At 71.8% G+C, this 13,011-nt stretch carries 13 protein-coding genes; 7 read left to right on the top strand and 6 right to left on the bottom strand.

Features of this window, described 5'->3' with window-relative positions:
• Positions 1-81: 81 nt before the first annotated feature.
• The 3 genes from ACZ6KO_RS04445 to ACZ6KO_RS04435 all read right to left on the bottom strand — a co-directional run bounded on the left by ACZ6KO_RS04445 (position 82) and on the right by ACZ6KO_RS04435 (position 4,834).
• Positions 82-1,443 carry a serine hydrolase domain-containing protein gene (locus ACZ6KO_RS04445; RefSeq protein WP_469299835.1) on the bottom strand — a complete coding sequence of 454 codons (1,362 nt, stop codon included), beginning with the start codon at positions 1,441-1,443 and terminating at the stop codon, positions 82-84.
• A 227-nt stretch (positions 1,444-1,670) separates the two neighbouring features.
• Positions 1,671-4,112, bottom strand: coding sequence for an ABC transporter permease (locus ACZ6KO_RS04440; protein WP_469299832.1), 2,442 nt, complete (start codon positions 4,110-4,112; stop codon positions 1,671-1,673).
• Positions 4,109-4,834, bottom strand: a complete 726-nt coding sequence (locus ACZ6KO_RS04435; RefSeq protein ID WP_469299830.1) for an ABC transporter ATP-binding protein — start codon at positions 4,832-4,834, stop codon at positions 4,109-4,111. The genes ACZ6KO_RS04440 and ACZ6KO_RS04435 overlap by 4 nt, the downstream gene beginning before the upstream one ends.
• Positions 4,835-5,015: 181 nt before the next feature.
• Between ACZ6KO_RS04435 and ACZ6KO_RS04430 the strand changes: the two genes are divergently transcribed.
• From ACZ6KO_RS04430 to ACZ6KO_RS04415, 4 genes are all read left to right on the top strand, one after another.
• Positions 5,016-6,248 (top strand): sensor histidine kinase, encoded by a 1,233-nt coding sequence (locus ACZ6KO_RS04430; protein ID WP_469299827.1) that lies wholly within the window; start codon positions 5,016-5,018, stop codon positions 6,246-6,248.
• A complete protein-coding gene (locus ACZ6KO_RS04425) occupies positions 6,236-6,871 on the top strand; it encodes a LuxR C-terminal-related transcriptional regulator (RefSeq protein WP_469299824.1) in 636 nt (211 codons plus the stop codon). The genes ACZ6KO_RS04430 and ACZ6KO_RS04425 overlap by 13 nt, the downstream gene beginning before the upstream one ends.
• A 183-nt stretch (positions 6,872-7,054) precedes the next feature.
• Positions 7,055-7,222 carry a hypothetical protein gene (locus tag ACZ6KO_RS04420; RefSeq protein WP_469299822.1) on the top strand — a complete coding sequence of 56 codons (168 nt, stop codon included), beginning with the start codon at positions 7,055-7,057 and terminating at the stop codon, positions 7,220-7,222.
• Between the two features lie 325 nt (positions 7,223-7,547).
• Complete coding sequence (locus ACZ6KO_RS04415) at positions 7,548-7,922, top strand: nucleoside-triphosphatase (RefSeq protein WP_469299818.1); 375 nt, start codon at positions 7,548-7,550, stop codon at positions 7,920-7,922.
• A gap of 135 nt (positions 7,923-8,057) precedes the next feature.
• Here ACZ6KO_RS04415 and ACZ6KO_RS04410 read toward each other — a convergent pair whose 3' ends face one another.
• Positions 8,058-8,957: a LysR family transcriptional regulator gene (locus ACZ6KO_RS04410; RefSeq protein ID WP_469299815.1), complete on the bottom strand. Its 900-nt coding sequence runs from the start codon at positions 8,955-8,957 to the stop codon at positions 8,058-8,060.
• 107 nt (positions 8,958-9,064) lie between these two features.
• Between ACZ6KO_RS04410 and ACZ6KO_RS04405 the strand changes: the two genes are divergently transcribed.
• From ACZ6KO_RS04405 to ACZ6KO_RS04395, 3 genes are read left to right on the top strand one after another with little or no spacing between them, the layout of a single operon-like run.
• A complete protein-coding gene (locus ACZ6KO_RS04405) occupies positions 9,065-9,802 on the top strand; it encodes an SDR family NAD(P)-dependent oxidoreductase (RefSeq protein WP_469299813.1) in 738 nt (245 codons plus the stop codon).
• Positions 9,802-10,194 (top strand): nuclear transport factor 2 family protein, encoded by a 393-nt coding sequence (locus ACZ6KO_RS04400; RefSeq protein ID WP_469299811.1) that lies wholly within the window; start codon positions 9,802-9,804, stop codon positions 10,192-10,194. The genes ACZ6KO_RS04405 and ACZ6KO_RS04400 overlap by 1 nt, the downstream gene beginning before the upstream one ends.
• 6 nt (positions 10,195-10,200) lie before the next feature.
• A complete protein-coding gene (locus ACZ6KO_RS04395) occupies positions 10,201-10,410 on the top strand; it encodes a tautomerase family protein (RefSeq protein WP_469299809.1) in 210 nt (69 codons plus the stop codon).
• Here ACZ6KO_RS04395 and ACZ6KO_RS04390 read toward each other — a convergent pair.
• Together ACZ6KO_RS04390 and ACZ6KO_RS04385 are read right to left on the bottom strand one after the other, a co-directional pair.
• Complete coding sequence (locus ACZ6KO_RS04390) at positions 10,328-11,086, bottom strand: HAD family hydrolase (protein ID WP_469299807.1); 759 nt, start codon at positions 11,084-11,086, stop codon at positions 10,328-10,330. The two genes, ACZ6KO_RS04395 and ACZ6KO_RS04390, sit on opposite strands and share 83 nt — an antisense overlap.
• 139 nt (positions 11,087-11,225) lie before the next feature.
• On the bottom strand, positions 11,226-12,971 hold the full coding sequence (locus tag ACZ6KO_RS04385; RefSeq protein ID WP_469299806.1) for a beta-galactosidase: 1,746 nt from the start codon (positions 12,969-12,971) through the stop codon (positions 11,226-11,228).
• Positions 12,972-13,011: the final 40 nt, after the last annotated feature.

Genomic DNA, 13,011 nt, shown 5'->3' with positions numbered 1-13,011 from the left:
ACGCGGTGATGGAGCCGGCGCGGTGGCCGGCCCGGGCGGCCACCGGCGCGAGGGCCGGTGGGCCGGGTGCGGTGCGGACGTTCAGGCGCGGGGGATGGCACGGGTCCCGTGCAAGTACGCGGCCCGGTCGCCGTCGCCGAGGAAGGTGACGGTCGGGAACTCGCCGTTCTCCCGCGCCGTGCCGATGAGCGTGTGCGCGTCGAGCGGGATCATCGTCAGGTCGCTCAGCGGATCGGTGCCGTGCAGCTCCGCGCTCGGGCCGAGCGGCCACAGGACGAGCCGGAGACCGTCCTCGGTCTCGGTCACCTCGGCCCGCTGGGTGACCGACTCGTACCGTCCGGCGAAGTACCGGGGGTCGACCGCAGGAGGCTCGGCCGGCGGCGTGGGCATCGGGGGGACGGTGACCCCGGCGAGTTCGGCGAGGAGTTCCGTGAGCAGCCCGTGCAGGCCGAAGAACTCACCGCCGTTGATGAGGATCACCACCGCCACGTCCTTGCCCGGGACGGCGCGGAGCAGGGCGGTCTGGCCCATGGTGCCGCCGTCGTGGCCGATGACCGGACCCCCCTCCCAGTCGAAGATCTCCCAGCCGAGGCTCCAGTGGTCGCCCAGCCGGCCCGAGCCCGGAACCACGACCTCGGGGCGCCGCATCGCGGCGGCGGACGCCTCGCTCAACAGGCGGGTGCCGTCGGGGGCCAGGCCGTCGGCGAGGTGGAGCTGAGCGAAGCGCAGCTGGTCACGGGCGGTCAGCGTCAGGGTGGCGCCCGCCGGGGCGTTGGAGCGCGGCATCTCCCAGAACGGTGCCTTCACCGGCTCGCCGTCAGGTCCGGGGACGTGGCCCATCGCCACCCGGTGCCGGATCGCCCGGCCCGGCGAGGTGACGGCGTGGGTCATTCCGAGGGGCGCTGCGATCCGCTCGTGCAGGGCCGCCTCCCACGTCAGGCCCGTGAGCACCTCGACGATGCGTCCGAGGACGACATAGCCGCTGTTGCAGTACGAGAACATCTCGCCGGACGGGAAGAGCTGTCGGGCGGGGCCGGGAAGCGCCGTCACGAATCGTTCGACGGCGTCGTCGCCCGGGCCGTGGTCGGAGAAGATGTCGCCCTCGAACCCTCCGGTGTGACAGAGGAGTTGGCGTACCGTCACTGACTCGGAGGTGCGGGCGTCGGCGACCCGGAAGCCGGGCAGGTGGTCGGCGACCGGGGAGTCCAGGGTGAGCAGTCCCTCGTCGACCAGCTGCATGATCAGGGTGGCGGTCCACACCTTGGTGATCGATCCGGTCTGGAAGACCGAGTCGGTGGTCACCGGGTAGCCGAAGTCCCGGTCGAGCACACCGTAGGCGGCTTCGGTGACCTCGTCGCCGTGCAGGACGGCGATGCTCGCGCCAGGTATGCCGTGCCGCTCGGCCACCTCGGCGAGCCGTTCGCGCAGATCCTCAGATTTCATGGAAACGCCTCCGATGGAGAGAGGGCCGCCCGTGGTCGAGCGACGGGGACAGGAAGGGAGGGGGCGAGAACCGCCGTCGGATCCCGCCGTGCCGCGTGAACCGTTCGGGGTGATGGGTGAACGGTAGGAAGCGGGCGTCCCGCCTGTGATCGTCGTGGAGCACGAAGGAACGGAGTCCGTGTGGTGCCCCCGTCCGAAGACGGGCACGCCCGGGACGCGCGGGCCTCCTACTCGATCCGGGGTGAGCCGCGACGACGTACCAGCCGTCGTGCCGGCAGCATGACCGCCGACATGCCCGCCAGACAGACCACGCCGAGGATGGCGACGCAGACGGCGGGGGAGACGGACAGCGCGGGCAGCCCGGTCACCGCGAGGGCGAAGGTCAGCAGGGTCAGGGCCGCCACCAGCGCGCCGACGACCGTGCCCGTCCCGAGGACGAGCAGCGTCTCCAGCCGCAGCATGGACAGCACCTGGCGGCGCGTCGCGCCGATCAGACGGAGCAGGGACAGCTCGCGCCGGCGGGACGCGGTGGCCACGCCCAGCGTCGTCACCACGCCGATCAAGGTGAACAGGGCGATGGCCGCGACGGCCATCAGGCCCGGAAGACCCTGGCTGCGTGCCTGCTCGGTCAGCGCCGCACCGTACGCGGACGCGGATGTGGCGTGCACCCCGGGGAGCCGCTCGGTCACCGGCCGGAGGTCGGCGTCCCCGCTCACCAGCAGGTAGTCGTCATGACCGCCGTCGGTGACGTGCGCGGCGACCAGGTCGTGCGGCAGCAGCACGTCGCCGAAGCCCATCCCGCGGTCGTAGACGGCGACCACCCGGGGGTGGATCAGCGTGCCGTCGCCGAGCCAGAAGGACATGGTCTCGCCGAGGTCGTCGCTGTCGCCGATGTTCGAGCTGACCGCGACGGTGTCGGCACCGCGCAGATCGGCCAGCGAACCCGAGGTGACGCCCGGATCCAGGTTCGACAGCGCGCCCTTGAGGCCCTGCGCGGGCAGCGACTGGAGCTGGTCGCCGACCGATTTCACGACGGTGGTGCGCTTGACGGCCGTCACCGCGTCCGCCCCCGGCGTCCTCCGCACGTCCTCGTACGCCGCGCTCGGCACGCCCGGACCGTCAGCGACGAGCACGTGGTCCGCGAGCAGGCCGGCGGCCGACTGGGTACGGGTGGCGTTGACGGCCGTGTTCTGGACGAAGAGCTGGCCGGCCCCGAAGGAGAGCGCCAGCGCGATCGGAGTGATCACCGACGCCAGCCGGACGGCGGCAACGGAGGCCGTCTCCGCGGCGAGCCGGCCCGGGACCGGGAAGAGCAGCCGCAGCGGAAGGCTCAGGACGCGGATGCCGGCCCGCGCGATCCAGGGCCCCAGCAGCGCGGCGGCCCAGATCAGGGTGAGCGCCAGTCCGCCCATGGCCGCCCTGGCGATCTGCCCGCCGAAGGCGAGCGCCGTGGAGGCCGCGCCCAGCCCGACGGCCAGGAAGACGAGCCCGGTGACCATCCGCCAGCGCGGCAGCCGCGCCGGCTCCGTCGCCGCCTCGCCCAGGGCCTCGACCGGTCGGACGCGGGAGACGCGCCGGGCGGCGAGCCAGGCGGAGCCGACCGCGGTGAGTACGGTGAGCAGCACGGTGCCGGCGACGGGCAGCGGACCCAGCACGAGCGACAGCTCCCGCGGCAGCACACCGTGATCGGCCATGAATCGGTGCAGGACCGCCCCGAGCCCGAGCGACCCCAGGCCGCCGAGGAACGCGGCGGGCACGGCGACCTTGAGGGTGCCGCGGACGATCAGCCGCCGCACCTGCCGGGGGGTGGCGCCGATGGCGCGCATCACCGCGAGCTCACGGGTCCGGTCCCGTACGGAGATGTCCAGCAGCCCGGTCAGGATCAGCAGCACGACCAGCAGGGCGATGCCGCCGATCGACGCGCTCACCCCGATCAGGTCGAGCCGCGCCGCCGCCACCCCCGGGTTCTCGACGTCTCCGCGCGAGGCACCGGTCGCGACCAGCAGACCCGGGGCCGCCGCCGCGAGCGCCTCGGGGGACGTGCCGTCCTCGCCGAGGATCACCAGCGCGTCGGCCTGGCCGGGATGGCCGGCGAGCGTCCGCGCGGTCCGGTCGACGAACCACACGCCCGCGAGGCCGGCGCCGTCCGCCCCCGAACCGTCGGAGACCAGCCCGCTGACCTGGTAGGGCTCCGGTGCACGGCCGCCTGCCTGCAGACGGACGGTGTCCCCGACCTCCGCGCCGCTCCCGGCGGCCATCGCCACCTCGTGCGGTGCCTGCGGGGCACGACCCGACCGCAGTTCGACCGGGCCGAGCGCGGTCGATTCCCATCCGTGACCGGTGAGCACGGTGCCGTCCGCGGCGACGACGGGCACGGACACGTCCGCGACGACCTGGACGACACCTGGCACCTCCGCCAGCCCTTCGGCCAGGGCGATCGGCACCCGGGCCCGTTCGAGCAGCGGTCTGACCTCCGTACGCTGGGACTCACCGGAGTCCACGATCTTCTCGACCCGCTGGCTCGCTGCGACGACGGCCACGGCCGGGGCGTAGCGGTCGACCGCCCCGTGCGCCCGCAGCGCCGATTCGAGGAGGACGCCGAACGCGCCCGTCAGCGCGGCGGCGAAGAGCAGCGCCGCCGCCACGCCCGCGGCGATCCCGCGCCTCACAGCGAGTCCCAGCGGGCCAGGACGGCCTCCGCGGACGGCGCGGTCAGTTCGTCGACGATCCGGCCCCCTCCGAGGAAGACGACGCTGTCGGCCCACGCGGCCGCCACCGGATCGTGGGTGACGAGGACGACGGTCCGCCCCATCTCGTCGACCGCCTCGCGCAACAGCTTCAGGACGTGCCCGGCCGACCTCGGGTCGAGCGCGGCCGTCGGCTCGTCGGCGAAGACGATCTCGGGGCGCGTCACCAGCGCCCGGGCGACCGCCACCCGCTGCTGCTGGCCACCCGACAGCCGTGCAGGGAGGTGCCCGAGACGGCCCGCCATGCCCACCCGGTGGACGATCTCCGTCAGCCACTGCCGGTCGGCCTTCCTGCCGCCGAGGGACAGCGGGAGGGTGATGTTCCGCTCGACGTCCATCGACGGCATCAGGTTGTAGCCCTGGAAGACGAAGCCGATCCGCTCGCGGCGCAGCCGGGTCAGCTCGGCCTCGCGCAGCCCGCCCATGTCCACGTCGCCCAGCCGCACCGACCCGTTCGTCGGCCGGTCGAGACCGGACGCGCAGTGCAGGAACGTGCTCTTGCCCGAGCCGGACGGGCCCATGATCGCGGTGAAGCTGCCGGTGCGGAACCTCCAGCTCACCCGCTCCAGCGCGGTCACCTCGCCGTAGGACTTGGAGACCTGGTCCAGGGACACGGCGTACGGTGTGTCCCCGCTCGTCGTCATCCGTCGCATGATGTGGCCCTTCGATGCCTTTGGTCGGTCATGAGCAGGCTTCGAAACTAGGCTCGGGAGAGGGGCGGCCGGCAGCGGTCACACCCCCGCTCCGGGGGTGTAGCGGGCTCCACCACGAAGGTGGAGCGGGCGCTTATGACAAGGGATCAACCGTGACGTACCGTCGTGACCCATGGACCTGAAGGCACGCGCACGTCACAGCCTGCGTTCCACGCGGTATGTCCTCGGCGGCCTCAGGACCGCCCTGCCGGCCCTGGCCGGCTATGTGCTGTTGCCGCTCGTCTGCGTCGCACTGATCGTCGCGCCGGTCCTGCCCTGGGCGATCCGCCCCCTGCGGTCCCTCGCCGACGCCGAGCGCCGCCGCACGGAACGCCGCCTCGGCCGGGCGGTGCGACGCCCGTACCCGACGCTCCAGGGCAGTGCCCGCCGGCAGACCCTCCAACTGCTGCGATCCTCAGGGACCGGCAAGGACGTGGCGTGGATGCTGCTCCACGGCATGGTCGGCCTGATCCTGCCCGTCCTGGTCCTCGGCGCCCTGTTCAGCCTCCTGCTGACCCTCTCGATCCCGATGTGGTGGTGGACCCTCCCCAGCGGCACCCTCACCCTCCTGGCCGCCCCCCTGACGACCTGGCTCCAGGCGATCGTCCTGTCCGCCGTCTGCGTCTGGATCTTCGTCCTCCTCTTCCTCTGGCTCGCCCCCGCCGCCGCCCTGCTGGAGACCCGCATCGCGGAGATGCTGCTGGGGAACTGGACCGGCGCCGGACGCCGGATCGAGGAGCTGACCGCCTCCCGGGCCGGGGCGCTCCAGGCCCACGAAGCGGAACTCCGGCGGATCGAGCGGGACTTGCACGATGGCACCCAGGCGCAGCTCGTCGCGGTCGCCATGCGGCTCGGCCTGGCCGACCGCCGGTTCGACAAGGACCCCGAGAGCGCCAGGAAGCTCATGCTCGACGCCAGGACGACGGTGGACGAGGCACTCGTCCAGCTGCGCACGGTGATCCGCGGCATCCACCCGCCGATCCTGTCCGACCGCGGACTGAACGGCGCGATCCGCTCGCTCGCCGCGGGACGGACGATCCCGGTCGCCCTCGACCTGCCCGACCCCGCCCGCCGGCCGCCGGCCGCCGTCGAGGCCGCCGCCTACTTCGTGGTCGCCGAGGCGCTCACCAACATCGCCCGGCACAGCGAAGCGCGGCAGGCGCGGGTGTCCCTCCGGTACGAACGGACCGGGCTGCGCGTCCTCGTCCAGGACGACGGGCGTGGCGGCGCGGTGCCCGGAGCCGGCGCGGGAAGCGGACTGGCCGGTGTACGCCAGCGAGTCGCCGCCCTGGACGGTACGACGAGGATCGACAGCCCTGTCGGTTCCGGAACGACGATTGAGGTGGTACTGCCGTGCGGATCGTGATCGCGGAGGACAACGTCCTGCTCCGCGAGGGCCTGATTCTGTTGCTGGAGGACGTCGGCCACGAGATCGTCGCCGTCGTGGGGAGCGGGCCCGAGGTGGTGCCCACGCTGCTGGAACACCGGCCCGACGCGGCCGTGCTCGACGTCCGGCTGCCCCCCGGATTCCGCGACGAGGGCCTGAGAGCGGCCATCGAGGCCCGCAGGCTGATGCCCGGCCTGCCCATCCTCGTCCTGTCCCAGTACGTCGAGGAGAGCTACGCCGCCGAGCTGCTGGGCCAGGGCGCCTCCGGCGTCGGCTATCTGCTCAAGGACCGGGTCTCCCGCATCGAGGAGTTCCAGCAGGCCCTGGAGCGGGTCGCCGCCGGAGGCACCGCGCTCGACCCCGACGTGGTCTCCCAGCTCATGACCCGCCGCGACCCTCTGGACGCTCTGTCCCCGCGCGAACGTGAGGTCCTCAGCCTCATGGCCCAGGGCTTCGACAACCCGACGATCGCGACCACCCTGTTCATCACCGAGCGCTCGGTCAGCAAGCACATCGGCAACATCCTCGCCAAGCTGAACCTTCCCCCCAGCGACAGCGGCCACCGCCGGGTCCTCGCCGTCCTCGCCTACTTGAAGGCATGAGCCCCGGACACGGACGGTGACGGCGGTCGCCGTCCCCACCCCGCAGGTGTAGCGGGCTACACCTGCGGTTCGGGAGCAGGACCCGATGTGCCGGCAAGGGGTCGGCGGCGAGAGTGGACGACGTAAGCGACCCGCTCTCGCCGCCCCTCGGGGGGACGGCGGGGACACACTCAGGAGGGACCTATGAGGCCCGCACTCTGGCTGCTGCTCGCCATCTCCACCGCCGCCGCGGTCTACGTCAGCACCTTCGCCGATTACACCGGCACCACCAGAATCCTGGCTTCGGTGGCCTCGGGCGTCGTCTTCGTCGGCTCGGCACTCGGCCTGTGGCTGACCAGCAGCAAGGAGTGACCTGTACGAGCGGGAACGAGTGAAGAGGCTGTCCGGCATGATCCGGGCAGCCTCTTCTTTCTGGTTCGCTCGGCGTGCCGTGGCTCTTCTCCCCGCGCGAGCGGGGACGTTCCCGGGATCGCGTCATCCTGGACCAGATGCCGTCGCTCGCTGAAGTGCGGAACAAAGGCAGGGTCGGCCACGTTCGATTTCGATTCCGCTCATCCGCGCCGCCATGCCCGTGGGCACGCCACGACCCGAACCGCCACCGATCCGCAACGTAGACGCCCCGTTCGGCCGAGCCCGACAAGCCGCCCTCCGGCAGGCGGCGGGCGAGGATGGCCGTGTGCCGACAAGGATCCTGCTCGAAGGCCGCCCCGGTGCGGGCAAAACGACCGCCCTGCGCCGACTGGCCGCGCTGTTGCCCGCCAGAGCGGCCACCGGGGAGGCGACAGGTCGGCTGGTGCTCATCGACGAACTGGGGCGGATGGAACTGGCGTGCAGGGCTTTCCGGGACGCGGTCGACGCGCTGTTCTCCGCAGATGTCGACGTCGTCGCCACGGTCCACGCACACCACGACCCGTTCACCGACGCCCTCAAACGACGCACCGACATCGAGGTGGTCCACCTGACGCCGGCCAACCGGGACGCCCTGCCCGGGGAGCTGGCGTCCCGACTGAAGCAGCCCGGGGCGCGCGGAGGTCCTCCCTCTCGCTTGTGAGTTCCGGCTGCCGGGATGTTGCGGCGGTGCCCCCCAAGCTCTGCGACTGCCTCACGACGGAGGCTGGTGCACTCACCCCGAGCCTCGAGATCGAGCGACCCGTGGTCGCCCCGGCCTCCGGAGACGGATGCTCGGTCATGGGCGCGTCAGATGGGCGGTCAGTTCGTCGACGAACGCCTGCAGGTGGGGCGGGCGGGCGCCCTGGCGGGTGCCCAGGTACCAGGTGCGGGCCATGGGCGTGGCGCCGATCTGGATCAGCGCGAGGTCGTGGGAGTTCGTGTACGGCGCGGCGACCCAGTTGGGGAGGATCGTCGCGCCCTGGCCGCCGGCGACCATTTCGATGACCAGGTCCGTGATCAGGGGCATCGTGGTGATGCGGGCGGGCCTGGCCTGCGGGGGCAGGGGCAACGGGATCGAGGGGATCCGGGACTGGTCGTAGGCCTCGTAGAGGATCAGGTGGGCGTCCGTGAAGTCCTTCGCCGTGAGGTGGGGGCGTGCGGCCCACGGGTGGTCCGAGGGGACCACGGCCACCATCTCGTCGTCGAAGAGGCGGGTCAGGCTGATCCGGTCCATCTCCCGGTCCGGCTTGGTGACCAGAGCGACGTCCACGCGGTCGGCGAGGAGCGCGGGGACCGGTGCGTCGTCGGGGACGGGCTCGATACGGACCTCGGCGTCCGGGTGCCGGTCGCGGAAGGCGCGGATGACCGGGGGCAGCCACTGGAAGGTGGTGCTGCACTGTGCGGTGAAACGGACCCGGCGGTCGCGGCCGTCACGCATCTCCTGGAGGTCGCGGGTCGCCGAGCGCAGCTCGGCCAGGACCTGATGGGCCGCCACCAGCATGCGCCGGCCTGCGGCGTTCGGGACCAGCCTGCGGCCCGTGCGGTCGAAGAGCGGCATGCCGAGCCGGTCCTCCAGGCGGGTGAGGCGCTGACTGAGGGCGGGCTGGCTGACGTAGAGGCGCTCCGCCGCTGCGGTGAGCGAGCCGGAGTCCGCGGTGGCGGCGAGGAGTTCGAGATCGCGTAGATCCAGAGTCATAACAAGGGATTATGACAGGCTTCAAACTTCGACGTGGTGTTATCGATCGAGCGCTCCTAGGTTCGTCGGTGTCGGAACGGATGACAGCGAATCAAGGAGTGGTGAGGGTGTCGACGAGCATGACCGCGGTGGTCACAGGGGCATCGAGCGGGATCGGGCTGGGGATCGCCCGGGCGTTCCTGGCCCAGGGGGCCAACGTCGTGATCAACGGCCGGGACGCGGACCGGCTCGGGAAGGCCGCCGCACAGCTGGGGCAGGGCGAGCGGGTCGCGCAGGTCACGGGCAGCATCGGGGACGCGGCGACGGGTGAGGCGCTCGTGCGGGCCGCCGTGGAGCGTTTCGGAGGCGTGGACGTGCTCGTGAACAACGCCGGCACCTTCGCACCGAAGCCGTTCACCGATGTGACGGAGGAGGAGCTGGACGGGTACCTGGCGGGCAACCTCAAGGGGACCTACCTGACGACCCAGGCCGTCGTGCGCCGGATGCGGGAACAGGGCCGCGGCGGAAGCATCGTCAACATCGGTACGGTGCTGGTCGACCATGCTGTCGCCGGGTTCCCCGCGTCCGCTCCGGTCATCAGCAAGGGCGGCGTGCACACGCTCACCACGAGCCTGGCCGCCGAACTCGCGGCGGACGGGATCCGCGTCAATCTGGTGGCGCCGGGCGTGATCCGGACCCCACTGCACGAGGGTGCGGACGTGGACTCCTTCGGCGGGCTCGCGTTGCTGAACCGTGTGGGCGAGATCTCCGAGATCGCGGACGCGGTCGTCTACCTCGCGGGCGCCGAGTTCGTCACCGGCCACGCCCTGCGCGTGGACGGCGGTCATGTGACGGGGCGCTCCTGATGAGCGCACGGCACGATGTGGAGAAGGTGCTCGGGCAGTACTTCGACGGCCTCTACCACGGGGACACGGACCTGCTGGGCCAGGTCTTCCACCCGGGCGCCGTCTACGCCACCGCGACCGACGGCGGGGGCGACGGCGAACTGATGCGGCTGAACATGGACGAGTACTTCCCGGTGGTCCGCCGCCGTGAACCGCCGGCCGCTCGGGGTGAGGGGCAGCGCGACCGCATCGTCTCGGTCGAGTTCGCCGGGCCGGTGACGGCACTGGCCCAGGTGGAGTGCTCGATGGGACCCAGGCGTTACCAGGACTTCCTGACGCTGGTGCGGGTCGGGGGACGGTGGCAGATCATCTCGAAGGTCTTCCACTTCGAGACGGTTGAGGATGAGGACTGAGCTGCGATGCCCTATGTGAATGTGAAGATCACGCGAGAGGGCGCCACACCCGGGCAGAAGGCCGAGATCATCGCGGGCGTGACCGATCTGCTGGTGAAGGTGCTCGACAAGAGCCCGGCGACGACGTTCGTGGTCATCGACGAGGTCGAGTTGGAGGACTGGGGAATCGGCGGACTGCCGGCCGAGGAGTACCGCAGGCAGCAGCTGGGGAGTTGAGCCGGTCCCGGCCGATCACCCGTGCTGCCGTGAGAGTCCGGAGCAGAGCGGGGTCCACGTCCACCAGGCTGTGGACCACGCTCCGGCCCGGTGCCGCGGATACAGGGGTCAGGGACGGAACGGCCAGTACCTTGAGGTCCGCGGCCTCGGCGGAAGCGATGCCCGCGGGACTGTCCTCGATCGCCACGCAGGCCGCCGGGTCGGTGCCGAGGGCCGTCAGAGCCGCCTGATAGGGGTCCGGGAAGGGCTTCGTACGGGGTGTCTCGCGCGCCGCGACGGTGATGGCGAAGCCCGGCCGGCCCAGCACGGCGAGGACGGTGTCCACCACGGGACGCGGCGATGCCGAGACCAGGGCCGTGGGCACACCCGATGCGGCCAGCTGTGCCAGCAGGCGTTCGGCTCCTGGGAGCGGGACCGCGCCGTCACGGACGAGCCGGGTGAATCGGCACTCCAACGCGGCCGCGAGCCGCACCGGGTCGGCATGGCCGGGCCGGCGGGAGGCGACGTGGGCAGCAGTGTCCTCGATCGCACGGCCGAGGACGTACGGGAGGTCCGCGTCCGTGAGGACGAGGCCGAGTTCCAGGCATTCCTCCTGCACGGCCTGCCGCCACAGATGTTCGGTGTCGACGAGCGTGCCGTCCATGTCGAACAGGACGGCCTGGAGTTCGTCGGGCACGGGTCCTCCCTCCGGTCTGCTGTGCCGTGTCGGGTGTCGATGTGTCGGGCGGGCCCGTGTCACCCGTCCGCCCGGAGCACGAAGTGCACCGGGCGGATCCGGAACGGGCGGAACGTGAGGTGGAGCGAGGTGATCCGTGTCAGTCCTCGAGGATGCCGAGGTCGGCACGGCCGCGCAGCTCGACGCTGCGGGAGGCCGTGGCGTGGAGTTCCAGGACGGTGAGCTCGTTGCGGCCCGGGCGCAGGGTCGGGGCGGGGACGTACAGGGTGCTCTGCGGTCCCCTGGACCAGTAGCGGCCCAGCGGGAAGCCGTTGATCCAGGCGTGTCCCTTCGTCCAGCCGTCCAGGCCGAGGTACGCGTCGGCGGTCCGGCGGAGTTCGAAGGTGCCGCGGTGGAAGGCGGGGCCGGCCACGGGTGAGGAGAGCGTGAGGGCGAGGGCGTCGAGGCGGTCCAACGGCAGGGCGCTGCTCGTCCAGGTGCCGAGAGCTGCGCCGTTGACGGTGACCTGGCCGAGGAGGCCCTTGCGGTCGTGGATGGCCGGGCCGTAGTTGACGCGGCCCTGGTTCTCGACGAGGACCACCAGACGTGCGCCGATCCGGGGCGAGACGAAGGCCAGGGCGTGCTCGTGGTTCTCCCGTTCGAGTACGCCGACGGGCTGCCCCTCGACGAAGACCTGGGCGCGGTCGCGGACCGCGTCCACGCGCAGCACGGCGGGCCCGGCGCACGGCAGCTCCGTCTCGTACCGGACGAAGCCGAAGCACTGGCCCAACTGCTCCATGGTGAGCGGGCGCTCGGCGCGGACCGGAGTGCCGAACAGGTGCTCTTGATCGAACAGTCGTCCGCAGTGGTCGAGGTCCACGGCCACGGGGGCGAGCTTCGGGCCCGGCGCGGGAAGCGGTTCGTCAGGGACCTCCGCATGCCGGGCGATGACCCCGCGGAACGCCTCGTACTTGGGTGTGGGGTCGCCGGCTTCGTCGAGGAGCGCGTCGTAGTCGTACGAGGTGACGGTGGGGCGGTAGGCGCCCTTGTCGTTCGCTCCGTTGGTGAATCCGAAGTTGGTTCCGCCGTGCAGCATGTAGATGTTGACGGAGGCACCCGCGGCGAGCAGGCGATCGAGGTCGGCCGCGGCGTCGGCGGCGTCGCGGGTGGTGTGGATGCCGCCCCACCGGTCGAACCAGCCGATCCAGAACTCCGAGCACATCAGCGGCCCGTGCGGCTGGATCCGCCGCAGTTCCGCGAGGCCCGCTTCGACGCGGCTTCCGAAGTTGACGGTGCGCAGGACGCCGTTCAGTCCGCCGCGGACGAGGTCGGCCGGCTGGTCGCAGGTGAAGAGGGGTACGTCGACGCCGTGTGTGCGGAGCAGGTCGGCGAGGTCCCGGAGGTAGTCCGGGTCCTGGCCGAAGGCCCCGTACTCGTTCTCCAGCTGCATGGCGATGACCGGTCCGCCCGCGGAGGAGAGGTACGGCCCGAGGGGCGGGACGAGGGCGCCCAGGTATCCGTCGACGGCGGCGAGGAAGCGGGGGTCGCGGCTGCGCAGCCCGATGTCCTCCTCGGCGAGCAGCCAGGAGGGCAGGCCGCCGCCCTCCCATTCGGCGCAGATGTACGGGCCGGGGCGCAGGAGGACGTGCAGGCCGGCTTCGGCGGCGAGGGTGAGGAAGCGGGGGAGGTCGAGACCTGCGTCCAGCCTGAACTCACCGGGGCGGGGAGCATGGAGGTTCCAGGGGACGTAGGTCTCGATGGTGTTGAGTCCCAGCAGCCGCGCCTTGTTCAGCCGGTCGGCCCACTGCTGCGGGTGGACGCGGAAGTAGTGCAGTCCGCCCGAGATGATGCGGAACGGGCGGTCGTCGAGCAGGAATCCGCTCTCGGCGATCTCCAGGCGAGGCATGCCGGGTACTCCTGGGTGTCGGTGGATCGGGAGGAGGGGT

This window comes from Streptomyces sp. NPDC042102 (assembly GCF_055582305.1).
This window is presented reverse-complemented; position numbering and strand designations above follow the sequence as displayed.

Bases quoted from the DNA above. Each gene is read 5' to 3' on its own strand.
- ACZ6KO_RS04430 (WP_469299827.1), top strand. From the start codon at position 5,016: ATGGACCTGAAGGCACGCGCACGTCACAGCCTGCGTTCCACGCGGTAT.
- ACZ6KO_RS04385 (WP_469299806.1), bottom strand. From the start codon at position 12,971: ATGCCTCGCCTGGAGATCGCCGAGAGCGGATTCCTGCTCGACGACCGC.
- ACZ6KO_RS04395 (WP_469299809.1), top strand. From the start codon at position 10,201: ATGCCCTATGTGAATGTGAAGATCACGCGAGAGGGCGCCACACCCGGG.
- ACZ6KO_RS04410 (WP_469299815.1), bottom strand. From the start codon at position 8,957: ATGACTCTGGATCTACGCGATCTCGAACTCCTCGCCGCCACCGCGGAC.
- ACZ6KO_RS04435 (WP_469299830.1), bottom strand. From the start codon at position 4,834: ATGACGACGAGCGGGGACACACCGTACGCCGTGTCCCTGGACCAGGTC.
- ACZ6KO_RS04445 (WP_469299835.1), bottom strand. From the start codon at position 1,443: ATGAAATCTGAGGATCTGCGCGAACGGCTCGCCGAGGTGGCCGAGCGG.
- ACZ6KO_RS04400 (WP_469299811.1), top strand. From the start codon at position 9,802: ATGAGCGCACGGCACGATGTGGAGAAGGTGCTCGGGCAGTACTTCGAC.
- ACZ6KO_RS04420 (WP_469299822.1), top strand. From the start codon at position 7,055: ATGAGGCCCGCACTCTGGCTGCTGCTCGCCATCTCCACCGCCGCCGCG.